We start from the raw sequence: 23,953 nt of genomic DNA on the forward strand, positions 1-23,953 counted from the left end.
CTTGCTTCTAACCAATACCCATATCTCCTCAACTAATCATCAGAATCTGAACGGGAGCTCACCATCTCAAATGCCATTAGCCCTGCCGAATTTCACGGCCACTTGATTCTGCCTCGTTGGCGACATTGCTGAGGAGATCAGCTTGTCTGTTCGGCAACCGCGTCAAGATGGCTTTGGTGTTTGGTGTTGACCATGGGCAATGACCGATCCCTAGCGCTGGTGCAGGGGGCGGTTGGTGGTGTCTTGGCAGGTATCGGTATTGCCCATGGTGGCTTGCTTTGGATGGCACCGGCCCTGGCCTTGCTTTGGTCGGCGTGTCGCTTTCCAGTTGCAGCCTCTCTTTGGGGTTTTGTGGCCGTGCTGCTAAGCCATCGCTGGTTGTTGGCGTTGCATCCACTCACTTGGGTTGGCGTACCTGCACCCCTGAGTGTTCCTGTCGCCGCATCAATTTGGTTGTTTTGCGGTGCAGCAGCAGCTGTGCTTGTTGGGCTTTGGGCTTGGTTAGGCACTTCGATTGCTCATCTGGCAACGCGAGAAGCAGGCATCCGCGCTCAGCTTTCTCATGCCCTGCTGATGGCATCGATCTGGGGGCTTGCGGAAGTGCTGTTGGCCGGTTCACCCTTGTTCTGGATTGGCGTTGGCGGCAGCCTTTTGCCCGGTGATCGAGCCTTGGCTGGTTTGGCCCGCTGGTTTGGGGCTGGAGGTTTAGCCACGCTTCAGCTGCTGATCGGTTGGTGGTTATGGCGTACGGCGCTGGCTTGGCGTCGTGGAGTTGGTTGGCGTCGTTCTTTGCTGGTGGGGCTTCTGTGTTTGCTCTTGGCCCATGGTTTTGGCTGGAGTTTGTTGCGTTCATCAGATGCAACCGCACCCATTTCGGTTGCTGCTTGGCAGCCCGCTATCCCTACGCGCAGCAAGTTTTCTGAGGAGCAGCAACGTCGCCTTCCCGAGGCTCTTCAAAATGCTCTCGATCGTGCTGATGATCTTGATGCTGCCTGGTTGGTGGCTCCAGAAGGCCTTCTCCCCCCTGATGCGGTGTTGCTCAGGCCTGCTCCGCTTCCCCTGCTCAGCGGTGGTTTTCGCTGGCTGCGCGGTCAGCAACGCAGTGCTTTGTTGGTGGTAGATCGCGGCGAAAGGCAGGCTTCAGCATTCATTGACAAACACCGTTTGGTGCCGCTGGGGGAATGGCTACCGGCTTTGCCTGGTGGTGTTTTTCGTGGTTTATCAGCTGTTGGTGGTCTTCAACCTGGTGCTGCTTCGCGCTTGTTGCAGTGGCCAGGTCCTACCGCTGCCGTGGCCATTTGTTACGAGCTCAGTAATGGGGCTGCTTTAGCCCAGGCCGTCGCTGATGGAGCGCAATGGTTGTTGGCGGTAGCCAATCTTGATCCCTACCCCTTGGCCTTGCAGCGGCAGTTCATTGCTTTGGCACAGCTGCGCAGCATCGAAACCGCCCGTGATCTACTCAGCGTTGCGAACACAGGCCCCTCTGCTTTGGTTTTGGCGACAGGCAAGCAGCAGCAACTGCTGGCTCCTTTTACGGAGGGTGTTGGCCTGGCGGATCTGCATTTCCATCAAGGCATCAGCGGTTACACCCGCTGGCGTGAGGCACCTTTAATTGGCTTGATGCTCTTTGCAGTGGTTGGGCTTGGCTTGTCGCGTGTTCGCTCCTGGCTGATCAGCTTGATGCTGTGTTGACCTGCTGGATCAGGCCACCGCCGAGGACTGTGTCAGCGGCATAAAAGACTGCAGCCTGGCCAGGTGTGATTGAGAATTGCTTTTCGTTAAAGGTCAGTCTGCAGCGGTGAGGACGGTCGGCGGCAATGTCCTCTGCTGTGGCTTCGATAGGGGTGAGTTGGGCGGCAACGGGTCCGCTTCTGTAACGCACTTGCACCTCCACATTGATGGTGGTGCTTGGAGGTGCCATCGAGATCCAGTTCACTGCGCCCACAACGCAGTTGTCGCGCCCCGCCTCTGCACGAGGGGCAACGATGACGCGATTTGCTGCCGCGTCTAGTTGCACCACGTGCAGAGGCTCTCGCCAGGCCACGCCAAGGCCTTTGCGTTGGCCAATGGTGAAATGTTCGATTCCATCGTGTTCACCCACGACTTTGCCGTCTTGCAGCACAATCTCGCCTTGTCTGGCAGGTAGGTAATTGTCAAGGAAGGCTTTCATTGAGCCGTAGTGATCAGCAAGGCAAAGATCCTGACTTTCTTCTTTCTTGGCTGTGCGTAGGCCGTAACGCTCTGCTTCCTGTCTGGTCTCTGCTTTGGTGAGCTCCCCTAGGGGAAAGATCACCTTTGCCAACACATCTTGAGAAAGGTCATAGAGGAAGTAACTCTGATCTTTGTTCTGATCGAGACCACGTAAAAGCTGGTGCCGTCCAATGGAATCCCCAGGTAAGGCTTGTTGAGGTTCTGGATCCTCGCGATGGCGAATACGGGCATAGTGCCCCGTGGCAACGCGGTGTAACTGGAGTTCTTTTTTAGCCCAGCTGAGCATTTCCGCAAATTTCACCGAGCGATTGCAGCGTGAGCAAGGTAACGGTGTCACCCCTTGTTGATAGCCCTGCACGAGTTGGTCGACGATTTCTGCTTGGAATGTGGCGCGTGAATCCACCACATGATGAGGGATTTTGAGTTGCTCACAGATGCCGGCGGCATCGATAAGTCCATCGCTGCAACATGCGCCCTTGCCGCTCATCAGCCAGAGAGTGAGACCTTCCACCTGCCAGCCCGCTTCCACGAGTAGGGCGGCGCTGAGGGAACTATCAACACCGCCAGAGAGCCCTACCGCCACCCGCTGCTCGCCTGGCCAACACTGCAAACGTGTCAGGGCTTTTGCAACTGCTGGTGTGGCTGGTGTTCGAGACACATGCTTAAGGGGGGCTGGTATTGGCGGCTGCATAGGCGTTACCGCGATGATGTCTTCATAGTGAGGTCCCATGCGCTCCAGTCTTGTCCTGGCCACCATCGAACGCTGAGCATCTTTTGGTTACTGCTGCGCAGATGACAGCTCTCGAGGAGGAGATGTTTGCCAGCGGCTTGCCGGTGGCTGCGTTGATGGAAAAAGTAGGCCAGGCGATGGCGGCTTGGTTTCGCCAACACCCTGAGTTGTTGGCAGATGGTGTGAAGGTGTTGGTGGGCCCTGGCCATAACGGTGGTGATGGATTGGTGGTGGCCAGGGAGTTGCATCTTGCAGGGGTGAAGGTCCAGCTCTGGGCACCTTTGCCGATCCGTCAACCATTAACGGCCCAGCATTGGACGTACGTTAAATCGCTTGGCATTCACCAACTAGATCACGCTCCTGATGTTGCTGGTGAGCCTGTTTGGATCGAGGCTCTGTTTGGGCTGGGACAATCCCGCCCACTCCCTGAAGCGTTGGCAACGTTGTTGCAGGCACGTCAGCGCTGCCAGCCAGGCAAGTTGGTGAGTTTGGATGTGCCTGCAGGGCTGTGTTCAGATTCCGGCATCCCTTTCCCAGGCGGCGCTGCCGTGGCGATGACGACGCTCACTGTGGGGTTGCTCAAGCAAGGCCTTATTCAGGATGCGGCGATCGATCATGTTGGCCGCCTGGTGCGGGTTGATATGGGCGTGCCGGAGATCTTGTTGAAGCAGTTGCCACAGTCGCAAACACGGCGACTCTGTTCTGCGGATGTGGCCACCCTTCCCTGTCAGCATCTAGCAGCAGGCGCGATGAAATACGAACGAGGGCGGGTGTTGGTGATTGCTGGTAGTGATGATTACCCTGGGGCGGCTTTTTTGGCCATTCAGGGTGCTATCGCTAGCGGTGCAGGCAGCATTCAAGCCGCTGTGCCTGTTGCAGTAGCCGATCAGCTTTGGCAAGTGGCGCCTGAAGTTGTTTTGGCGGCCGCGCTTGAGAGTTCTGCGGCAGGTGGCATGGCCGTTGCTCCTTGGTTGGCTAGTCATGATCTCAGCCGTTTCGATGCCGTGTTGATTGGGCCAGGCTTAGGTCGAGGTGGAGAACCTTGGTCAGTGATGGCAGAACCGTTGCAGCGCTTTGCAGGCTTGTTGGTTTTGGATGCTGATGGTCTGAATCGATTGGCGCTGGTTACTGATGGATGGCAATGGTTAAAGCAGCGCCAAGGGCATACCTGGCTTACTCCCCATGCCGGTGAGTTCAGGAGATTGTTTCCGCAGCTCAAAGCTCGGCAACCTCTCGATGCGGCTCTGGAAGCATCCCGGCTTTGTGGAGCAGCTGTGCTGCTCAAGGGAGCACACAGTGTGGTTGCGGATCCGTCTGGTGCCGCCTGGCAGCTAGCAGAGACAGCAAGTTGGGTTGCTCGTACTGGGCTCGGGGATCTGTTGGCTGGTTATGCAGCTGGCTTGGGATCTATGGATGCTGCTAAGGCTCAGGTTTGCCATTGTCAGGGTGAGTCTTTGGCCGTAGTGGCGTTGCTTCATGCCGAGGCTGCACGTCGATGCCGTCAAGGCAGCTCAGCAAGTTCTATCGCTCAATCCCTTGCAGAACTTACGATTAGCTTGCAAGCAAATGAATGTGATCAAGGGCACGTCAAAGGGTATGAATGCAAACGATAAATACCTAATTATTTCGATTCCCCTGCATGAATCCGAAAGCTTTTTTAAAGCTGCAGGCTTTTGCTGAAATTTGTAGGAAAATTTCTTTCCAAATAAATCAGGAGCCGTTGAAATGGTTTCAGCAGCGCCTAAATCAGCAGAAACACAGAGGCGTAGAAGTTCTGATCCTGTCAGCTGGTACCTCACAACGATTGGGCGTATACCTCTTCTTACCCCTGCTGAGGAGATTGAACTTGGCAATCAAGTTCAGACGATGATGAGTCTCACTCAAGACGGCTCAGTTGCGCCTGATGATAAGGAGTTTACGACACATCAGCGTCGGATGATTCGCATTGGTCGTCGTGCCAAAGAACGCATGATGAAGGCCAATCTTCGTCTGGTTGTGAGTGTTGCCAAGAAATATCAAGGCAAAGGACTGGAACTCCTCGATCTCATTCAGGAGGGTTCACTTGGTTTAGAGCGTGCTGTTGAAAAGTTTGATCCAACCCGTGGCTATAAGTTTTCGACCTATGCGTTTTGGTGGATTCGTCAGAGCATGACACGTGCGATTGCGTGCCAGTCGCGCACGATTCGCCTTCCTGTACATCTCAGTGAAAGGCTGACCACAATTCGAAAGGTTTCTCTGGATTTGGCTCACAAGCTTGGAGCAATACCCAGTCGCTCCGAGATCGCTGAAGCGATGGATATCCCTGTTGATGAACTCGACTCTTTACTGCGTCAGGCGCTAACAACCAGCAGCTTGGATGCGCCAGTGAATGGTGAAGAAAGACGAAGTTTTCTTGGTGATCTGATCGCTGATTCCTCTCTTGGGGAACCTCTCGACAAGGTGGAGCAGCGTATTCATCATGAGCAGCTCGGGCGTTGGCTCAGCCATCTCAGTGAGCAGGAGCAGCATGTCCTTAAGCTCCGTTTTGGTCTTGAAACCCATGATCGCCATACCTTGGCTGAGATTGGTCGCTTGATGGAAGTCTCGCGTGAGCGTGTTCGTCAAGTGGAATTAAAGGCCTTGCGCAAGCTGCGTAACCTCACGCGTAGGGTGCCCAACGAGATTTGAAACTGTCTCCCTTATCTTGTTGGCTTTGCTTGCTTCCAGTACTTAGTGCTCAAGAGGGCTATTAATCTTCAGCCCAGATGTAGCGAGTGAGTTCGTTGGGATTTGGTTCGGCTGCGGCAAGGGCAAACTCCACGCAGTCATTTATTTCTGCATCGATCTCTTTTTCAATAGCGCGTAGTTCTTCAGCACGCACCAAAGATTCAGAGGTGAGATCCTTCTCAAGAGCCTTTAGGGGATCTCGTTTAGCCCAGAATTGTTTTTCCTCTTCGGCGCGTAGTTCATCTGGATCAGCAAGAGAATGGCCACGGAATCGATAGGTGAGACACTCCAGCAGGGTGGGACCTTCGCCAGCCCTGGCTCTTTTTATTGCTCTCTGAGTGGCAGCTCTTACGGCGAGAACATCCATGCCGTCAACCTCTTCGCCAGCCATCCCGAAGGCAGCAGCTTTTTGCCATATTTCCGGCTCACTGGTGGCTCGCTCATGGGCCATGCCAATGGCCCATTTGTTGTTCTCGACAACGAACAGGATTGGCAGCTGCCAAAGCTGCGCCATGTTGAGGCACTCAAAGAACTGGCCGTTATTGCAGGTACCGTCACCAAAAAAAGCTGCTGTTACAGCATTGCTGCTGGCATCACCCAGGGCATCCCGCTTATAGCGACTGGTGAAGGCTGCCCCCAGGGCGATGGGAATCCCTTCGCCGATGAAGGCAAATCCTCCTAGGAGGTGATGCTCTTGCGAAAAGAGGTGCATGGAGCCCCCACGACCTTTGCTACAGCCGGTTTCCTTGCCGAAGAGCTCACTCATTACTTCGCGGGCGGGTACACCGGCGCTAAGGGCATGAACGTGATCGCGATAGGTACTGCAAAACCAATCGTGCTGGCGTTTCATTGCACCAATTACACCTGTGCTAACGGCTTCTTGGCCGTTGTAGAGGTGAACGAAGCCAAACATTTTCCCCCGGTAGTACATCTCGGCACATTTGTCCTCGAAGCGTCGCCCAAGGGTCATGTCTCGGAAGAGTTCTAGGCCGATCTGACGATCAACCTTGGCGCGTTTGGAGCTGATTAGCGTGGAGATTCTCTCGCCATGGCGGCCGGCTGCCAGGGGGTTTGCCGTGGTTTGGCCTGAGCTCACGGAGGTTTTCTGGCTCATGACAGACGACCGTCATTCGAGTCACGACTGTAATGGTCCGTTGATTAGGAATGGGCAAAATCCCTTCCAATGTCTAGAGTTTTAGGCCAATCGCTGCGCAGCTGGTGGACCTGCCAATAGATCATTTCCGCTTGCTGGGTGTCAGTCCTTCGGCAGACAGTGAGGCGATTTTGCGGGCCTTGGAGTTGAGGTTGGATCGCTGCCCTGACCAAGGTTTCACCCATGAGGTCTTAATTCAGCGGGCAGAATTGTTGCGGCTTTCAGCAGATTTGCTGACTGATCCGCCACGGCGTCAGGCCTATGAGACTGCCTTGTTGGAGCTCAGTCGTGATCATCCAGGTGAGACCGCCGGTCTTGATGTGTCACCTAGTAGAGAGGTGGCAGGGCTGATCTTGCTGTTTGAAGCGAATTCTTCTCATGAGGTTTTTCATCTCGCCTCTCAGGGATTGCAACCGCCCCAGTCCCCGACGCTAGGTAGCGAACGAGAAGCTGACCTCGCTTTGTTGTTGGCACTGGCCTGTCGGGCTGCAGCCGCTGAGGAACAGGAACAACGGCGTTATGAAGCAGCAGCGTCTCTTCTGCATGACGGGATCCAGTTGCTGCAGCGGATGGGCAAGCTCTCCGAAGAGTGCCACAAGCTTGAGAACGATTTAGATGCCCTTCTGCCCTATCGCATTCTCGACTTATTGAGTCGGGATCTTGGTGATCAGGTTTCTCACCAGGAAGGACTGCGCCTACTTGACAACTTTGTGAGCCAGAGAGGAGGTCTTGAGGGAACGGCCCCATCGCCTGCACCTGGTGGTCTTGATCAGTCCGAATTTGACAACTTCTTCAAGCAGATCAGAAAGTTTTTAACTGTTCAGGAACAGGTTGATCTTTTCCTGCGCTGGCAGCAAGCCGGATCAGCAGATGCGGGTTTCCTGGGTGGGTTGGCTCTTGCTGCTGTTGGATTTTCGCGTCGGAAGCCTGAACGGGTGCAGGAAGCTCGGCAGCACTTAGAGAGGCTTCAACTGGATGGATGCGACCCGTTGCCGATGCTGGGTTGCTTGGACCTCTTGCTCGGAGATGTGGGCCGCGCTCAGGAGCGTTTTCTGCGCAGTACAGATCCTCGAGTGAAGGACTGTCTTAACAGCCACCCTGGCGATGAATTGGCTGCTTTTTGTGAGTACTGCCGCTCTTGGCTGCGAGGGGACGTGCTTCCCGGTTATAGGGATGTGGATGCTGAGGCCGTTGATCTAGAGGCTTGGTTTGCTGATCGGGATGTTCAGGCTTATGTGGAGCGCCTGGAACGCAGCGAAAATCGTGCTTCTTCTTTAGGTAAGGCCTTCTCAGGATCGTCTGTGAAGCAACCCTTCCCTTGGGCGCCTCTTGATCCCGATGGGATTTTGCCCCTCTCTCTTGGTGGGCCTGATGTTGGTCAACCTGCAGCTGATCAGAGCTCTGATGAGTTTGCCAGCGATGGTATGGCATGGATTGATCGTTTAGCAGATCTGCCACGCCCGACGCGGCCGGTGCTGATCGGTTCGGTTGTCTTTGCGGCCCTGATTGCAGCCTTTGCAGGCTTCAGTTTGTTTGGCCAACGTCCTCGTACGTCAGTTAGTACGGCTGCTGATCAGCCTCAAGTCACAGCACCTCCTACAGCCACACTGCAAGAGGAGGTCCTCATGCCTCAAGTCCCTGTCAGCGCTGTGGTTGAGCCGCTTACTTTGGAGCAGCCGAATGAGGCACAGCTCAAAGGCCTGCTTCAGGCCTGGCTCAGCAACAAGGCAGTCGTGCTTGCCGGTGGCAAGAGTGATGCACTGCCTGAGGTCGCAAGAGATCCATTGGTGCAGCGCGTGGCGCAAGAGCGTGCCAGGGATGCTGCTTTAGCTCAGACCCAGAAGGTTGTGGCCAGCATCAGCTCTGTAGAGGTGGTGAGTCGAACGCCGCAGCGTATTGAGCTGAATGCCGTTGTGACCTATCGCGATCAACGCGTTGATGCTGCCGGCAAGGTTGTTGACCAAACGCCCCAAAAAGATCTCTCGGTGACTTACATCCTTGGTCGTGATCCCGATCGTTGGCGCCTGCATGAATACATCAGCGGCAAATAATCACTGTTCTGCCTAAGGGCTAGCCATTGCTTTTTACGATGAGCTCAAAGCCCTTGGCACGTAGGCACCATGTTTGAAGAACTTTCAGCCCGCTTTGAAGATGCAGTTAAGGGGCTGAGAGGCCAGGCAAAGATCAGCGATACCAATGTTGAGGATGCTCTTAAGCAGGTGCGACGTGCCCTTTTAGGGGCTGATGTGAGTCTTGAGGTCGTGCGCGAGTTTGTCGAGGAGGTGCGGCAGAAGGCAGTTGGTGCGGAAGTGGTGCGAGGTGTGACTCCTGATCAGAAGTTTGTTCAGGTGGTGCATCAGCAGCTGGTGGAGGTGATGGGTGGTGATAACGCTCCCATGGCTGAGGCTGAAGATTCACCAACAGTGGTGCTGATGGCTGGATTGCAGGGGGCTGGCAAAACCACTGCAACAGCGAAGCTTGGACTTCACCTCAAAGATCAGGGTCAGCGGCCCCTGATGGTGGCTGCTGATGTCTATCGGCCGGCTGCCATTGATCAGCTCCGCACCCTGGGTGAGCAGATCGGAGTGGATGTGTTCAGCCTCGGAGACGATGTCAAACCTGAGGAGATCGCGGCAGCAGGACTTGCCAAGGCTCGTGAGGAAGGTTTTGACACCTTGTTAGTGGATACGGCAGGTCGGCTGCAGATCGATACAGAGATGATGGAGGAAATGGTGCGAATTCGTTCTGCCGTAGAGCCCGATGAAGTGCTCTTGGTGGTGGATTCGATGATTGGTCAGGAGGCGGCTGAACTCACTCGGGCCTTCCACGACAAGGTTGGTATCACTGGATCTGTTCTCACCAAGCTGGATGGTGATTCCCGCGGTGGGGCTGCGCTTTCGATTCGCAAGGTGAGTGGTCAGCCGATCAAGTTCATCGGTACTGGAGAAAAGGTTGAGGCTTTGCAACCTTTTCATCCGGAACGGATGGCCAGCCGCATCCTCGGTATGGGCGATGTGCTCACCCTGGTGGAGAAAGCTCAGAAGGAGGTGGAGCTTGCTGATGTTGAGAAGATGCAGAAGAAGCTGCAGGAAGCTTCGTTTGATTTCTCCGATTTCCTGCAACAGATGCGACTGATCAAACGGATGGGTTCTCTCGGTGGTTTGATCAAGATGATGCCGGGCATGAACAAGCTGGATGACGGCATGCTCAAGCAGGGTGAGCAGCAGCTCAAGCGCATCGAGGCCATGATTGGCTCGATGACTGCTGATGAGCGCAATCAGCCTGAATTGCTTGCTTCACAGCCTTCTCGTCGTCGTCGTATCGCTGGTGGGAGTGGCCATAGCCCCGCTGACGTGGACAAAGTTTTGGCTGATTTTCAGAAAATGCGTGGCTTTATGCAGCAGATGAGTAAGGGCGGTGGCATGCCTGGAATGCCTGGAATGCCTGGAATGCCTGGAATGGGTGGTGGGTTGCCCGGTATGGGGGGACCTGGTGGTGGCATGTCTGGCATGGGAGGCGCAGGCATGCCAGAGCCAGCTTCAGGTGGTCGCGGTGGTGGTTCCCCCAGGCGTCAGCGACCGGTGAAAAAGAAGAAGGGATTTGGAGAGTTGTAATTGGCCGCAGGTTATGGTTGTTGTTTGGCGTGTGTGTAAAACACCGCTGAACCATCCACCTTTTCGAACTTAGGGCCACGATGATCAAGCTCCGCCTGAAGCGGTTTGGCAAGAAGCGGGAAGCGAGTTTCCGCCTTGTGGCCTGTAACAGCACCTCTCGTCGTGACGGTCGCCCTTTGCAGGAGCTTGGCTTTTACAACCCTCGCACGAAGGAAACGCGGCTCGACACTGAGGCACTGCGTTTGCGTCTTAGTCAGGGAGCTCAGCCCACTGATGCAGTTCGATCTTTGTTGGAGAAAGGCGGGCTGATCGAAAAGACCGTTCGTCCTGCTGAGGTTGTTGGTAAGGCTAAGCAGGCTGAAGCTCGGAAGGCTGCTGCAAAGAATGTGGCCAAACAAGCTGCAGAAGCAAAGGCTGAGGAAACTCCTGCTGACAACACAGAAGCCTGAGTTGTTGCATGGCCGGAGTTACCTCAGAGGGTCACTTCGTTCTGGATCTTCCCGATACTGACGCTGCGCTAGCTCTTGCAGGCAACGGGGAACAGACCTTGCATCACCTTCAGGCCTTGACCGGGGCTTCTTTGGTGATAAGGGGGCTTCAGCTTGTGATCGGCGGCCGCCCTGCTCAATTGGAACGTGCCGCAGCAGTTGTTGAGCTGATCAGACCACTGTGGCAAGAAGGCCAGGCTGTTTCAGCTGTTGATTTACAAGCGGCGCTCACGGCTCTTGATACCGGCCGTAGGGATGCTCATGCGGAATTGGCTGATCAGGTGTTGGCCCGCAGTCAGCGAGGCAACCTGCTGCGGCCGAGGACATTGCGTCAGAAGGCTTATGTCGAGGCGATGGAGCGCCACGATCTCACCTTCGCTCTTGGGCCTGCAGGAACTGGTAAAACTTTTTTGGCCACAGTGTTGGCAGTGCGCATGCTCAGTGAGCGAAAGGTTGAGCGCCTGGTGTTAACTCGGCCAGCGGTTGAGGCTGGTGAAAGATTGGGCTTTCTGCCCGGTGATCTTCAGCAGAAAGTGGACCCTTATCTGCGTCCGCTTTATGACGCTCTTCACGCCCTACTAGGAGCTGAGAAAACCACCACATTGCTGGAGAAGGGGGTGATAGAAGTGGCCCCCCTCGCTTATATGCGAGGACGCACCTTGGAAGAGGCTTTTGTGATCCTCGATGAGGCTCAGAACACAACGCCGGCTCAGATGCGCATGGTGCTTACTCGGCTTGGGGAGCGTTCGCGTATGGTTGTCACGGGTGACACCACCCAGGTGGATCTGCCACCGGGCCAGCTCAGCGGCCTTGTGGATGCTGCTGAGGTGCTCGCTGATATCAACGGTGTCGCTGTCTGTCGCCTCACCTCTGCAGATGTGGTGCGTCATCCGCTTGTGCAACGGGTTGTGGATGCTTATGCGCGCCGAGATCAACGATAGGGAGACCCGCACTCAACAAACTCAGCAAACTTTTTTTTTGATGGCAAAGTAAAGGGGTTACATGATCTGGTGAGCCATGCCGGCAAGCAGCAATTTCCAGGAGGCCATTCGCGAGGCGCAATCCAGCGCCTTGGTTGGCCCCAATGTCGTTAACAAGGCCCTGCCCTATGTGGGTGGTGGCATGGTGCTCACCGCCGGTGGCGTGTTGGGAGGGATCGCCACTGTTCAATCCATGGGTTGGCAAGCGTTCCAGCCCTTGTCGCTGATTGCGATCATCCCTTGGTTCATCCTTTTCTTTGTTGCTCAGAATGCAGCAAAAAAAGGCAATAACGCCACCGCTCTTCCCCTGCTAGCCACCTTCAGCCTGTTGACGGGTTTCACCCTCACTGGTTTGGTTCTTCAGGCTGTTGCCGTAGCTGGTGCGGCCTCTATCGGTATCGCCGCTTTGGCGACTGGGCTCACCTTTGCGATTGCCTCGGTTGTTGGTAGGCGCATGAGCGACAGCGTCGGTCAGGCCCTCTCTGGTGTGGTTGGCCTTGGTCTGATCGGCCTGATCATCGCCATGGTTGTGCAACTGATTGGCAGCATTTTTGCTCCGCAGGTTTTCGCGATCGGCACCTTTGAATTGATGATCGCCGGGTTTGGCACCGTGCTCTTTGTAGGTATGGCGTTCGTGGACTTCTACACGATGCCTCGCACCTACACGGATGATCAGTACCTTTCAGGTGCTTTAGGGATGTATCTCACCTACATCAATCTTTTCATCTTCATTTTACGTCTAATCATTGCTATTCAAGGTGGCGGTCGACGTAACTGAACTCAGAAAGAAAACTGCTTCAGCCCCGCCTATGCGGGGCTTTTTTTGTTTCTTGATTCAGTTGAGATCTGTTGCGCTACTGGTTGAAGGCTCTTAAATCAGGGTTGCATTGCAGTTAGCAAATAAGCAGCTTTTGGACTCCTCTAATCAGCTTTCTGATCAGAGAAATAAGAGACGACATTTACGTTTCATTCTTCAGATCGCAATTTCAGCAGCCTTAGGCGGGTTCTCTTTGGCTACGACACGGCAGTGATCAATGGAGCTGTCGGTGCGATCGGTACCGCCTTCACCGTCTCCAAGGAAACCCTCGGCTTTGCTGTGGCCTCAGCTTTGTTGGGTTCCGCATTGGGCGCGTTCAAGATGTTCCCAACACCTATGCCCGGGGTTGGGTCGGCAAAGGTCTGTTCTGCAATTGCCCTCACGATGCCGTTGTGATTGGATTGGCCAATGCCAACTGGAGCCGAGACATTCCCGATGGACCGATTTGGGAATCAGCCCTGGAATTGGGTTATCAGTTCATGCTCGGCAGCAATGTCTCGATTCAGCCGGGGGCAATACATCTTCAATCCGATGGGCAAGGGTGATGTGGATGATCCATTGGTGCTCAGTCTGCAGATGAGCTTCTCCTTCTGATTGGTGAATTGGCTCTCAGCGATGGCGGCTTCAACACGTCAGCATCGCCTTGATTTGCGCCAGATCAAACGGGATGACGATTTCTATACCGATCAATTTTCGATCACGACGGCTACGGCGACTGCCCTGATCATGATCGGAGCAGTTGCCTTGGTGTTGCTCATTCAAGGCGCTCAGACCGGCTGAATTTGTTCGTTCTTATGGCTTCTCTTTTGTCCCTTTAAGACACAACTGTATTGATGAACGTACTGATTCCTGGAGCACTATTGCTGATCATGTTCGCGCTAGGGCTCAACTTGCGCGACAACCACTTTGATTTGATCCGAAACCGCTCAGCCTTGTTGCTGCGCGTTTTGCTGGGCACCTGCGTGCTGGTGCCGTTGGTGGCGATGATCATTCTCTGGCTTGCGCTCAGCTTTGAGTTATCTCAGCCTGCGAGATTGTCGATTGCTCTGATGGCGGTTTGCCCAAGTGCTCCGCTCACACTGCGCAAAGCGGGAAAAGCAGGCGGCAATGCTCAGATGGCTGTCTACTTGCAGATGGCTGCGGCGATTGCGGCGATTCTTTCAATTCCTCTGATGGCTGAGTTGTTCACGACTGTCTTTAAAGGGCAAGGTTGGGAGATCAGACCTATGCACGTGGCGATGAATGTGGGCCAGGTTCAGATCCTGCCGTTGTTGTTAGGTCTGTTTCTCCGCCGCTGGTTACCAGCTTGGGCCGAACATGCTGAGCCGTTCTTCAACAAGCTTGCCAATTTGCTGCTGCTGCTGCTCCTGGTGGTGATTGTTGTTAAGGCCTTTCCCTTACTCATTCCTTTTGCCAGCAAGAACCTGCTGGCGCTGGCATTGATGGCCGTCATGGTGATCGCATCGTTGCTGATCGGTTATCTGCTAGCGGGGCCGGACCCCAAAGAGCGAACCACTGTTTCACTGGTGATCTCCATGCGAAATCCAGGCTTGGCACTCTTGTTTGCCCAGATCAATGCTCCACAGATGCTTGAACTCAAACTATCGATCCTGACCTATTTAGTACTCACAATTATTTTTTCGATTCCTTTCTTGAATTGGCGCAAGCGGTTGGCGATGGGAACTTGAGCTGTTTCTTTTGTTTCCACTTTTAACTTCCACTGTTTGCTATCAAGCTGAACTCAACCTGAGTACTAGATCAATAGACAAATCAATAGACAAATCAATAGACAAATCAATAGACAAATCAACAGGCCAGTCAATTAGCCATTGCTTAAGCCATTCATGTTTCTGCGATGGCCTCGATTGAGGCTGTAATGGCTTGCTTCTGCTCGTCGTCATAACCCCAGCGATTGAGAAAAGCGACATCTTCTCCACGGGTGTGCTCAACAGCCTCAAGCAGTTGTTCCAGTCTTGTTTTGACGGACTTAGGTTCGAGCAGACGCAGCAGTTCAGTGCAGCGAGATGTCACTTTCTTCGATCCAGCCTGCTGTGCCATATCGCCTGTGCGTTGATGGTGCATGGCCATCGCCGTGCTCATCGCTAGGTTGCGGACGGTCAGGTCAACGACACCTTCTCCAGCAGCCCTTAATTGCATCACCAGGGCTTCGGGTAGGCGATCCATCAGTGGGGAATCCCCTGCCAGGCTCACTACAAAGAATCCACGGGCGCCATCACGACTGGCTACCAATTCCGCGACCCGGTCGGCGAGTACTTCATCGCTGAGTTCGCCCTCTTCCCATAGCCTCAGCCACTGAGCGGTGATTTCAATCGCTTGTTCAAAGCTTGGCGCTGGGGTGCTCATGGATGTTATGCATGCTTTCAGTCAGGCTATGGGGCCACATTGAGCCAGGTCATGTCACCTGACGCCATGGAGTCTCTCCCTGAGGGATATCGTTCCGGTTTTGTTGCATTAATTGGCAGGCCCAATGTGGGCAAATCCACCTTGGTGAATCAGTTGGTGGGAGAGAAGGTGGCGATTACTTCTCCTGTGGCGCAGACCACGCGCAATCGGCTGCGAGCCATCGTCACCACCTCCGAGGCTCAGATGGTGCTAGTGGACACCCCTGGAATTCACAAACCTCACCATTTGCTTGGTGAACGGCTGGTGCAAAGCGCCCGTGCAGCCATTGGTGAGGTTGACCTGGTGTTGCTTCTGCTTGAGGGCTGTGAATCGCCCGGTTGTGGCGATGCTTTTATCGTGGAGCTGCTACGCCAGCAGGATCTGCCGGTGTTAGTTGCTCTTAATAAGTGGGATCGTGTTGCCGAGCAGCAACAAGACCCGGCGGAGGAGGCTTATCGGCAGCTGTTGGCAGACTCTGCTTGGCCGCTCATACGTTGCAGTGCGATTAGTGGTGAGGGATGCAATGGTCTTGTAGAAGCTTTAGTGGGGCACCTGCCACTAGGCCCCCAGCTCTATCCAGCGGAGATGGTGTGTGATCAGCCGGAGCGGGTGCTGCTGGCTGAACTGATTCGCGAGCAGGTGCTGATGCATACCCGTGAGGAGGTGCCCCATAGCGTGGCGGTGAGCATTGATCGGGTTGAAGAGATGCCTGTTGCCAATGGACGGCCTGGTCGACAGGGGAGGACGGCTGTGTTGGCTACCGTGCTGGTGGAACGCAAGAGCCAGAAGGGGATCCTGATCGGCAAGGGAGGCTCGATGTTGAAGACCATTGGTCAGGGAGCGCGCTTGCAGATGCAGACCTTGATCGATGGCCCTGTCTACCTAGAACTGTTTGTGAAGGTGGTGCCTGATTGGCGCTCTAAGCCAGCGCGATTGGCGGAGCTTGGTTATGAGGGCAAGTGATTATTGCCTGTTTCAAATGGGCGACTGAGAGGATTGATGAATGCTTGATCATCCAAACCCCTTTTTTAAGTCTTTTGGGCTGAAGTTATTTCTTCAGGGATGCTCTGATCAGCGGATGAGCTTGCACAGCGTCTGTACGCAGATCCTTTGGTTCTCCCATTTAGCGGCCTGAAGGTGATGGCTCCTTTTCGCCTCGATGTAGTGACTTTGGTGCCACAGGCATTTACGCCTCTTGGTGAACTCGGGGTAATTGGTCGTGCTTTTGCCTCTGGCATCGCTGTCTTGCACACCCATAATCCTCGCGATTACACCACGGATCGCTACCACAAGGTTGATGATCAGCCCTATGGCGGTGGTGCTGGCATGGTGCTTAAGCCAGAACCAGTCTTTGCTGCTGTTGAGGCGATTCCTGTTCAGGCGCGACGGCGGGTGCTGCTTCTGACTCCTCAGGGAAAACCTCTATGCCAGAAGGATTTGCATCGTTGGGTAGAGGACCACGATCAGCTTGTGCTGATCTGCGGTCATTACGAAGGTTTTGATGAGCGGATTAGAGGTTTGGCAGATGAGGAGGTGTCTGTAGGGGATTTTGTGCTCACCGGTGGTGAGCTGCCAGCCATGACGGTGATCAATGGGGTGGTGAGGTTGTTACCGGGAACTGTTGGAACGGCAGAGTCGTTGCAGGATGAGAGTCATAGCGATGTTCTCCTCGAGCATCCTCACTACACAAGGCCAGCGAATTTTCGCGGCATGGTTGTTCCAGATGTGTTGCGCAGTGGTGATCATGGTGCGATTGCTCTGTGGCGACAGCAACAGCGGCAGCTGCGTACGCAGATGCGTCGTCCGGATCTCTATGTTCGCTGGTCTGATCAGCAACAATCGTCAACACTGACAATGGAGTCCCATGGTTCTACCTCCATGCAGTTTCGTATCGGCAACGGGTATGACATTCATCGCTTAGTGCCCGGCCGCCCCTTGATTCTTGGTGGCGTGACACTTGATCATCCCGATGGGTTGGGGCTCGATGGTCACAGCGATGCTGATGTTCTTGTTCATGCGCTGATGGATGCCTTGCTTGGGGCTCTTGCTTTAGGCGATATCGGTAAATATTTTCCGCCGGATGATCCCCGCTGGAAAGGGGCCGATAGCTTGATGCTGCTTGAGCAGGTTGTGGCTCTGGTACGAGATCGCGGCTGGCAGATTTTGAATGTGGATGCTGTGGTGGTGGCTGAGCGTCCCAAGCTCAAGCCTCACATCAATGCGATGCGCAGCAACCTGGCACAACGGTTGGGGGTGGAATTGGATGCCGTGGGTGTGAAGGCCACCACCAATGAAGGGCTTGGACCGGAAGGTCGAGAGGAGGGGATGAGTAGTCAGGCAGTCGCACTGTTGCAGCAGATAGGCCTGACATGAATTGCAGAAGCTTGTCTAGGTTGATTTCCTTTGTTCTTAGCTTTCTAGTGATGTTGTCCGGTCATCCTGATGTCGCGATTGCCGCTCGTCATGATCCTGATGGCGGCGATGACGTTGCTGTCGTCGAGCATCTGCGCATCAAGGTGCCGGCCCATGCACGGGAGGCTTGGCTCAAAGCTGAGCAGGGCAGTTGGGAACCCTGGCTCGCGAAGCAGAGTGGCTATCTGGGGCGGGATATTTTTTGGGACGCTGAACAGGAGGAGGGCATCTTGCTGATTCGTTGGGCCAGCAGAGAACAGTGGAAATCGATTCCACAGGCTGAGGTGGATGTGGTGCAGGCACGCTTTGAACAGCTGGCCCGTGAGGCCACAGGTCAGGCCAGTAGTCATCCTTTCTTGCTGCAATTTGAAGGCGAATTGGTGCCTCAGTGACTGAGCCGCAGGTACGGCTGGATCTACAGCGGCGGCAGCGGCTTGGCATGGTGGAGGCGATCTTTGGTGAACACAAGACCAGTGAACAGATCGCAGCATGTCTGAGTCGTCTTGAGGCTGCGGGTGAACTGGCCTTGGTTACGCGGGTTGATCAAGCCAAGGCGGCGGCCGTGGCAGATCTGCTTAGCAATGTGCAGTTTCATGCTCAGGCTCGTTGCCTCACACTCGGAGATCCGGCGATCTTGCTGCCTGCACTTGGTGAGGTCGTGGTGCTTAGTGGTGGTAGCAGTGATTTGCCTATAGCGGCGGAAGCTGCTTTGGCGTTGCGTTGGCATGGCATCCAGAGTGAACTCTTGCTGGATGTGGGTGTTGCTGGTTTGCAAAGGCTTCTCGATCAGTTGGTACGGCTGCAACGAGCCAAGGTACTGATTGCCTGCGCAGGCATGGAGGGTTCCCTGCCGACTGTGTTGACAGGGCTTGTGCCACAGCCTGTGATTGGTGTTCCCGTGTCAGTGGGTTATGGGGTCAGTGCAGGAGGCCGTACAGCCCTTGAGGGAATGCTCGCCAGTTGTGCACCTGGTCTGGTGGTGGTGAATATTGATAATGGCTATGGAGCTGCTATGGCGGCACTGCGCATCCTTAAAGCAGCCATCACAGGCGAAGTAGCTGTCAATCAATAATCTGGATCGTGAGACAGCAACTGGTGAGAATCCTGGGGGCTGAGTTCAAGTAGCTGTTCAACCCAGAGCTTCATTGATCGTGGCAAGCGATTCTGTTCATAGCGCATTAGGGCTTCTGCCAAAACTGTTGTATTCACCCAATGCAACGAACGTGAACCCATGCATTTTTCTTGATTGAGCGAACGATGGGGTACCTAATTGAATCGCGCAAGGGTAGTGCCGGGATTCACTCTGTTTCTTCGTATTTGGCACCAAGTCGCCATAGTTCATTGCTGTGACTTGGCAATTCAACATCACGCAAACGGCGAACTAGTTCAAATAGATCACCACGAGCCAATTCACCATTGGTTTGCCATTCCATTGCACGGGGGTCAGGTCGGGACGCGGCAGACAAGGTGGGTGCGGGAATGTGTTCGAATCAAGGTATCAATACTTAGGCCTTGTGTTTGGTTCATGACGGTCATTCTTTGTGGAAGATTTTGTGAAGACCTGCATTTGGGTCTTCTTGATCGGGGTATGCAATCAGAGGTGCTGCAGGTTGGGGTAGGACGTCACAACCTCTTCTGCGCTCAGAACATCACCTCGACCTTCGGGCTGCCAGATCACCTCCAGGGCCATCAAATCAGTTGAAGAGGTGGATCCAAGGATGCGAAGGCTTTCTCGTAGCTGCTCGCTGCTGATTGATTCACTCAGCTTGATGCGGCTGCTGGATGCAACCAAAATCGTGACGACGATGTATTCATTTGCTGCATCGGCCTCGCCGGCGCTCTTTTCTGAAAGCTCATCAGTTCGTCGTTCGCCGGCAACGTTGGATGTCACCTCCGCTCGCAATTTGCTGCGTTCGGTCATCGAAAGACGGTTAAATGTGGATTCTGCGGAAGCAAACGGCACGCTGCCGGTTTCTACATTGGCGTAAACCCAGAGCTCTGGCTGACGCAGAAGGGCAAGGGTGGTTTCCTGCAGAACCCGTTGCAGCCCGCTTGAGCTGCCTGTTTGCGCTGAGGCCGCAAGCTCGCGCAGATCTTCCTGCAGAGCCTTGGCGCTGGCCAGAAGCCCTACTTGCAATTGCAGCATGGTGACGGGGCCAGCCGCAGTGGGCCGTTGAGCGAGTTCGCCTGAACCATTAAGGGCGGCATTTCCCCTGCCACCACCCCGTACGGCATTGACCAGAACGCCCACAATCGACATCAGAATTAGGAAGCCAAAAAGGCCGCCGCCACCGAAACCAAATATGGGAATGAGGAAGGGAAAACCGATACCACCTCCGCGGTAGCCCCCGCCGTATCCTCCATAACCTCCTCCATAGCCGCCGCGCATACCACCGCTGCTGCGTGGCATTGAGGGTGCACGGAAGCTTCCCCCTCCGATGCGTCCACCACGAGCGGCATGGCTTGGCTCGGGTTGAACCAGAATCAAGCCTGCTACCAGGAGCGGCAGCAATAGAGCCGTCAGCCAGCGGCTGAGCGTGCGTTTGGAGGGAAGGTTTGGCAAGCTGGCCAAAACGTTGCGGCGGTTGGTCTGAACTCTAGGAACCTCCGCCGACGATAGTGACGATTTCAAGTTGGTCCATCTCCTGCACCAGCTGCTCCTGCCAGTGATTTGGTGTCAGGATTGTGCCGTTGAACTCCACAACGACAAGGCGAGGGTGGTAGCCCAGCTGTTCGATCACGGCCGCCAGCGAGGTTGGCATCGGTTCTGGTTCGATGTCCCTGATTTCACCATTCACCATCAGTTTCATCTCAGAGCCTCCAGTAGTTGAAGGCTGGTAGCGGCAGGATCTTTGGAATTCATGATCGCTCCGATCACAGCGATTCGCTTTGCTCCGGCTTGACGTAATGCTTCTAGGTTTGAGATGTTGATGCCACCAATGGCAAACCAAGGTAGCTGGGTGGCTTTAGATGCCTCCTTCACATAGGCAAGCCCAATTGGTTGTCGTTCCGGTTTTGTGGCTGTGCTGTTGACAGGTCCCACTCCTAGATAGTCGCAACCTTCTGCTTCAGCTTTTTGAAGCTGGGCAAGGAATTGGGTGCTTCGACCCAGTAGTCGTTCGCTGCCGATCAGTCGCCTTGCTACGTCTGTGGGGAGGTCGTCCTGGCCGAGATGAACGCCATCGGCGTCCACCGCAAGGGCTAAGTCGATTCGGTCATTAACGATGAATAGCGCCCCATGCTTTCTGCATAGGCTGGCCAGTTCTTTTGCCTGAGTCAGTCGTTGCAAGTCGCTAGCTTCTTTATTGCGGTATTGCACCATGTCGATGCCAGCGACTAATGCTGCGTTCACTGTCCTGAGCAGATCGTTGCTATTTAGATCGGATTGTGATGTCGTAATCAGGCAAAGATGGCAGTCCTGTAATTGTTGGCGTCTCTTTTTGCCTGCGTTGGCCTGCAGCACGGTCACCTCTAGGTCGTAGAGGCCATAGCGGATTGCAGCAGCGCTGGCTGCCAGCTGAGGATCTGGCTGACGGGCGAACTCTTCAAGCACGCGTAGAGCTTCTTGAACGCGTGCGCAGTTGGCTGCCACAACATGCCATGGCTCGTGTCGCTCTTGTTGAGCAGGATGACTGAGGCCGATCCCTTGATCTGTAGCAGTGGAGCGTGCCTGTTTGTAACTGTCGTGATGATGGCGACCCAGTCGCTGACGCCAGTCTTTGAGAGTCATCACAAGCTCTTCACGATCTAGGCCGAAGCGGCACCAGTCTTCGACGACTCGCAATCCTTCCCGAGCTCGATCGAGGTTGGCATCGATCAGCTGAGCCACACGTAGATCTGCGATCGGGGCGAAAGGCATCGATTTCATGGCAGTCTTGGCACAATTGCATCCCCATTCCGATCATGGACAACAGTGGTTCAGATAGCACCATGAACGTTCTGATCTGGGGGGTTGTTCTTTTAGGTGGGATCGGGGTCTTCATTGTTTGGGGTTTGACGAATGCTTATCCCACCCCTGCTTGATCTTGCCTTTTAACGCTGGCTTATCGGGCCTTCAATTTGCTGCGTGCTAGGTCTGCATCGCGGCCAATCTGGGTGCTGAGTTCTTCAAGGTTTGCGAAGCGTTGCTGGCCTCGAAGTCTCTGGATCGGTTCAACCAAGATCTCGCATCCTTCCAGGTCCATTTGCTGATCCAGCAAATGGACCTCTACGGCGGAGGGCGATGTTGGATCCACTGTGGGTTGGGGGCCCAAATTCATCACGGCAGCAAGGGGTTTGCTTTCATCTTTGACTGATGCCCAGGCCGCATAGACCCCAAGGCCTGGCAGGAATTTGCGCCCATCAACTTGCAAGTTGGCTGTAGGCCAGCCCAGTTTTCGCCCAAGGCCGCGGCCGCTGACGACACGGCCGCGGAAGCGATAGGGCCGGCCCATCAGGGTCGTTGCTGCCTGTAGATCGCCTTCGCTGAGAGCGGAGCGAATGCGGCTGCTGCTCATTCGCCCCTCTGTGTCTTCCAGGATTGGCAACACCATCACTTCCACTCCGGCGGCTGCGGCGAGTTGTTGCAAGGTGGTTGTGTCGCCCTCACGATTACGTCCAAAGCGGAAGTTGGCCCCAACGGCAATGCGCTCTGCTTTGAGGGTGTGGATCAGCATTTGCTTTACAAAGGTTTCGGCACTGAGGGATGCCAGAGCACGATCGAAGGGCACCAGCACAAGTTGTTCGACACCAAGCGGAGCGAGGAGGCAGGCTTTTTCGCTAGGCAGGTCCAGTCGTAATCGTGGTTCGCCATAGAGCACTTCGCGAGGATGGGGCCAGAAACTCACCACCGTTGGCACGCCAGGCGCATTGTTTACAACAGCCTCAATAACGCGGCGATGGCCAGCATGAAGGCCATCGAAACTACCGAGGGCAAGCGCTGTCGGGGTTCTTGCCTGCTGAGGGGGGCAGAGAGGAATCAAGGTGGCCGTGCACATGGCGCGCGTAGATGGCAAGTTTGAACGACCGCCGCAAAAACTCGGATGGCTGACCCTCTCGATCTTCAAATGGTTTCGCTCGGGTTGCGCCGCATGGGATGGATTCGTTTTTGGATACAGACAATCCTTGGGGTTGTTGTCGTTGGCGTGCTGTTGTTCAACAACATCGGCAGCAGCTTGGCCCGCAACTCTGAGCGAGCACTAGGGCTTGGTCCTGGCTTGTCACTGACAAGCTTGGCGTTCTTGTTTTTGCTCTACAGCCTTTGGCAGGGTTGGCTGATCGTTCGCCTCGGTAGGGCTCTCAACAGTAATGTTCGCCCCAGTCGTGGTGAGACCAGTCGTCTGCTTAAACGGGGCGTGATTGTTGATCTGCTCGGGTTGGTGTTCTCCTCCATTGGCTATCAATCGTTGGCTGGAAGTTTGTTTGTACAGGCGTCGATGCAAGCGCCGGGGATCTCGATTGGTGCAGGGCGTTCTGCATTAGATAATTACCCGATCACCTCCTTGGAGATGCTTTCGGTTCTGAGCAACACCCAGGTGTTATTTGCGCATTTGGTTGGTCTGATCTTTTCGCTTTGGTTATTGCAGAGGATTTATCGCACTGGTTGATTGGCTACGCATGCTGCTGGTAGAGCAGAAAGATCACCACGCCAAAACAGATCGGGTTGGATGGGTGTCAAGGAGGGGGAATTTGTTTCGATTTGGGCCACGTCGCTGGGCCAGTCGCGTGGACCATCACCGGCGGTCTCAAGATCTTTCACCACTTCTCCTGCTAACCAGAAGTAGGTGCGGCTGTGCGGATCGACACGTCGACTGAACTGTTCCTCGTAGTGGCGTATTGAAAGGCGAGTCCAGCGCAGTGATCCCATCTGCTCTAGATGGCAGGGGGGAATGTTGAGGTTAAGGAGCAGGTTGTTGGGCCAGTGGTCTGCCAATGCATTCTCTGCAACATCCATCGCTAATTGGGCAGCAGCCTGGAAATCCCTCCATTGGAAGCAGGCGACGCTGACCGCAAGCGCCGGCAATCCCTCAAGGGTGCCTTCCATGGCTGCGGCCACCGTGCCTGAACAGAACACATCAGTTCCTAAGTTGGGGCCATGATTGACCCCAGAGAGCACTAGATCGGGCTTCTCTGCCAAGAGTTCCGAGAGGGCCAGTTTTACGCAATCTGCCGGCGTGCCACTGCAGGACCAAGCCTTCACACCTGGCCCATAGAGCTCATCGACGCGTTCGGCTCGGATGGGGGTATGGATGGTGAGGCCATGGCCGGTAGCAGAGCGCTCATGGTCGGGACAGACCACTGTGACCCTATGGCCGCGGCTGGCGGCGGCAGCGGCTAGGCAGCGGACGCCTTCAGCTAAAACTCCGTCATCATTGCTAATCAGAATTTGCAACGGAGTCATCTCCTCGTATCCACTGCGGGGAACTTAATCATGATGACTACCTAAAGTCAGTGGCTGCGA

Annotated in this window: 27 protein-coding genes; 16 read left to right on the plus strand and 11 right to left on the minus strand. The window is 54.9% G+C overall.

The window, feature by feature from the left end; translation table 11 throughout:
• Positions 1-192: 192 nt before the first annotated feature.
• Positions 193-1,692: an apolipoprotein N-acyltransferase gene (locus tag AKG35_RS01830; protein ID WP_011129722.1), complete on the plus strand. Its 1,500-nt coding sequence runs from the start codon at positions 193-195 to the stop codon at positions 1,690-1,692.
• On the opposite strand, the gene mnmA is transcribed toward AKG35_RS01830, so the two are convergent.
• A complete protein-coding gene (gene mnmA, locus AKG35_RS01835) occupies positions 1,673-2,902 on the minus strand; it encodes a tRNA 2-thiouridine(34) synthase MnmA (protein WP_011129723.1) in 1,230 nt (409 codons plus the stop codon). The genes AKG35_RS01830 and mnmA overlap by 20 nt on opposite strands.
• A gap of 50 nt (positions 2,903-2,952) precedes the next feature.
• Between mnmA and AKG35_RS01840 the strand changes: the two genes are divergently transcribed.
• Positions 2,953-4,554: a bifunctional ADP-dependent NAD(P)H-hydrate dehydratase/NAD(P)H-hydrate epimerase gene (locus AKG35_RS01840; RefSeq protein ID WP_011129724.1), complete on the plus strand. Its 1,602-nt coding sequence runs from the start codon at positions 2,953-2,955 to the stop codon at positions 4,552-4,554.
• A 112-nt stretch (positions 4,555-4,666) separates the two neighbouring features.
• Positions 4,667-5,608 carry an RpoD/SigA family RNA polymerase sigma factor gene (locus AKG35_RS01845; RefSeq protein ID WP_011129725.1) on the plus strand — a complete coding sequence of 314 codons (942 nt, stop codon included), beginning with the start codon at positions 4,667-4,669 and terminating at the stop codon, positions 5,606-5,608.
• Between the two features lie 61 nt (positions 5,609-5,669).
• Here AKG35_RS01845 and pdhA read toward each other — a convergent pair whose 3' ends face one another.
• The gene (gene pdhA, locus AKG35_RS01850) at positions 5,670-6,761 is read right to left on the minus strand and encodes a pyruvate dehydrogenase (acetyl-transferring) E1 component subunit alpha (protein ID WP_011129726.1); all 1,092 of its coding nucleotides are present in this window, start codon (positions 6,759-6,761) and stop codon (positions 5,670-5,672) included.
• Positions 6,762-6,865: 104 nt separating this feature from the next.
• Between pdhA and AKG35_RS01855 the strand changes: the two genes are divergently transcribed.
• The 5 genes from AKG35_RS01855 (at position 6,866) to AKG35_RS01875 (ending at position 12,660) form a co-directional block, all read left to right on the plus strand.
• Positions 6,866-8,851 (plus strand): ARC6/PARC6 family protein, encoded by a 1,986-nt coding sequence (locus AKG35_RS01855; protein ID WP_011129727.1) that lies wholly within the window; start codon positions 6,866-6,868, stop codon positions 8,849-8,851.
• Positions 8,852-8,920: 69 nt separating this feature from the next.
• Positions 8,921-10,414, plus strand: a complete 1,494-nt coding sequence (gene ffh, locus AKG35_RS01860; RefSeq protein ID WP_011129728.1) for a signal recognition particle protein — start codon at positions 8,921-8,923, stop codon at positions 10,412-10,414.
• Positions 10,415-10,494: 80 nt separating this feature from the next.
• Positions 10,495-10,863 (plus strand): 30S ribosomal protein S16, encoded by a 369-nt coding sequence (rpsP, locus tag AKG35_RS01865; protein ID WP_011129729.1) that lies wholly within the window; start codon positions 10,495-10,497, stop codon positions 10,861-10,863.
• Between the two features lie 8 nt (positions 10,864-10,871).
• Complete coding sequence (locus AKG35_RS01870) at positions 10,872-11,843, plus strand: PhoH family protein (RefSeq protein ID WP_011129730.1); 972 nt, start codon at positions 10,872-10,874, stop codon at positions 11,841-11,843.
• A gap of 76 nt (positions 11,844-11,919) precedes the next feature.
• A complete protein-coding gene (locus AKG35_RS01875; RefSeq protein ID WP_011129731.1) occupies positions 11,920-12,660 on the plus strand; it encodes a Bax inhibitor-1/YccA family protein in 741 nt (246 codons plus the stop codon).
• A gap of 236 nt (positions 12,661-12,896) precedes the next feature.
• On the opposite strand, the gene AKG35_RS13155 is transcribed toward AKG35_RS01875, so the two are convergent.
• A complete protein-coding gene (locus AKG35_RS13155; protein ID WP_162009607.1) occupies positions 12,897-13,082 on the minus strand; it encodes a hypothetical protein in 186 nt (61 codons plus the stop codon).
• 52 nt (positions 13,083-13,134) lie between these two features.
• Here AKG35_RS13155 and AKG35_RS12690 point away from each other — a divergent pair, with 52 nt between their 5' ends.
• The 3 genes from AKG35_RS12690 to AKG35_RS01890 are packed head-to-tail and all read left to right on the plus strand — an operon-like array spanning position 13,135 to position 14,387.
• The gene (locus AKG35_RS12690; RefSeq protein ID WP_157859781.1) at positions 13,135-13,293 is read left to right on the plus strand and encodes a hypothetical protein; all 159 of its coding nucleotides are present in this window, start codon (positions 13,135-13,137) and stop codon (positions 13,291-13,293) included.
• A 21-nt stretch (positions 13,294-13,314) separates the two neighbouring features.
• Positions 13,315-13,479, plus strand: a complete 165-nt coding sequence (locus tag AKG35_RS01885; RefSeq protein WP_162009608.1) for a hypothetical protein — start codon at positions 13,315-13,317, stop codon at positions 13,477-13,479.
• Between the two features lie 53 nt (positions 13,480-13,532).
• Positions 13,533-14,387 carry a bile acid:sodium symporter family protein gene (locus tag AKG35_RS01890; RefSeq protein WP_011129732.1) on the plus strand — a complete coding sequence of 285 codons (855 nt, stop codon included), beginning with the start codon at positions 13,533-13,535 and terminating at the stop codon, positions 14,385-14,387.
• 154 nt (positions 14,388-14,541) lie between these two features.
• Here the strand turns inward: AKG35_RS01890 and AKG35_RS01895 are convergent, their stop codons facing one another.
• Entirely contained in the window at positions 14,542-15,063 is a 522-nt protein-coding gene (locus AKG35_RS01895; protein WP_011129733.1) for a hypothetical protein, read from the minus strand.
• On the opposite strand from AKG35_RS01895, the gene era reads away from it, so the two are divergent.
• From era to larB, 4 genes are all read left to right on the plus strand, one after another.
• On the plus strand, positions 15,034-16,065 hold the full coding sequence (gene era, locus AKG35_RS01900) for a GTPase Era (RefSeq protein ID WP_071818066.1): 1,032 nt from the start codon (positions 15,034-15,036) through the stop codon (positions 16,063-16,065). The genes AKG35_RS01895 and era overlap by 30 nt on opposite strands.
• Positions 16,066-16,242: 177 nt before the next feature.
• Complete coding sequence (gene trmD, locus AKG35_RS12555; RefSeq protein ID WP_011129735.1) at positions 16,243-17,475, plus strand: tRNA (guanosine(37)-N1)-methyltransferase TrmD; 1,233 nt, start codon at positions 16,243-16,245, stop codon at positions 17,473-17,475.
• Entirely contained in the window at positions 17,472-17,906 is a 435-nt protein-coding gene (locus AKG35_RS01910) for a TIGR03792 family protein (RefSeq protein ID WP_011129736.1), read from the plus strand. The genes trmD and AKG35_RS01910 overlap by 4 nt, the downstream gene beginning before the upstream one ends.
• The gene (gene larB, locus AKG35_RS01915; RefSeq protein WP_011129737.1) at positions 17,903-18,586 is read left to right on the plus strand and encodes a nickel pincer cofactor biosynthesis protein LarB; all 684 of its coding nucleotides are present in this window, start codon (positions 17,903-17,905) and stop codon (positions 18,584-18,586) included. Before AKG35_RS01910 ends, larB begins: the two co-directional genes overlap by 4 nt.
• Here the strand turns inward: larB and AKG35_RS13270 are convergent.
• The 6 genes from AKG35_RS13270 to AKG35_RS01940 form a co-directional block, all read right to left on the minus strand.
• On the minus strand, positions 18,580-18,747 hold the full coding sequence (locus AKG35_RS13270) for a hypothetical protein (RefSeq protein ID WP_011129738.1): 168 nt from the start codon (positions 18,745-18,747) through the stop codon (positions 18,580-18,582). The genes larB and AKG35_RS13270 overlap by 7 nt on opposite strands.
• Before the next feature lie 65 nt (positions 18,748-18,812).
• Positions 18,813-18,980, minus strand: coding sequence for a hypothetical protein (locus tag AKG35_RS13275; protein WP_011129739.1), 168 nt, complete (start codon positions 18,978-18,980; stop codon positions 18,813-18,815).
• 128 nt (positions 18,981-19,108) lie between these two features.
• Positions 19,109-20,086, minus strand: a complete 978-nt coding sequence (locus AKG35_RS01920; RefSeq protein ID WP_011129740.1) for a DUF1517 domain-containing protein — start codon at positions 20,084-20,086, stop codon at positions 19,109-19,111.
• A gap of 25 nt (positions 20,087-20,111) precedes the next feature.
• On the minus strand, positions 20,112-20,324 hold the full coding sequence (thiS, locus tag AKG35_RS01925) for a sulfur carrier protein ThiS (RefSeq protein WP_011129741.1): 213 nt from the start codon (positions 20,322-20,324) through the stop codon (positions 20,112-20,114).
• Complete coding sequence (locus tag AKG35_RS01930; protein WP_011129742.1) at positions 20,321-21,382, minus strand: thiamine phosphate synthase; 1,062 nt, start codon at positions 21,380-21,382, stop codon at positions 20,321-20,323. The genes thiS and AKG35_RS01930 overlap by 4 nt, the downstream gene beginning before the upstream one ends.
• A 175-nt stretch (positions 21,383-21,557) precedes the next feature.
• Complete coding sequence (locus AKG35_RS01940; protein ID WP_011129743.1) at positions 21,558-22,490, minus strand: bifunctional riboflavin kinase/FAD synthetase; 933 nt, start codon at positions 22,488-22,490, stop codon at positions 21,558-21,560.
• 45 nt (positions 22,491-22,535) lie between these two features.
• Here AKG35_RS01940 and AKG35_RS01945 point away from each other — a divergent pair, with 45 nt between their 5' ends.
• A complete protein-coding gene (locus AKG35_RS01945) occupies positions 22,536-23,099 on the plus strand; it encodes a DUF3611 family protein (protein ID WP_011129744.1) in 564 nt (187 codons plus the stop codon).
• Here AKG35_RS01945 and surE read toward each other — a convergent pair.
• On the minus strand, positions 23,084-23,893 hold the full coding sequence (gene surE, locus AKG35_RS01950; protein WP_011129745.1) for a 5'/3'-nucleotidase SurE: 810 nt from the start codon (positions 23,891-23,893) through the stop codon (positions 23,084-23,086). The two genes, AKG35_RS01945 and surE, sit on opposite strands and share 16 nt — an antisense overlap.
• Positions 23,894-23,953 lie beyond the last annotated feature (60 nt).

This window comes from Prochlorococcus marinus str. MIT 9313, assembly GCF_000011485.1.
Taxonomy (GTDB): Bacteria; Cyanobacteriota; Cyanobacteriia; order PCC-6307; family Cyanobiaceae; genus Prochlorococcus; species Prochlorococcus marinus_D.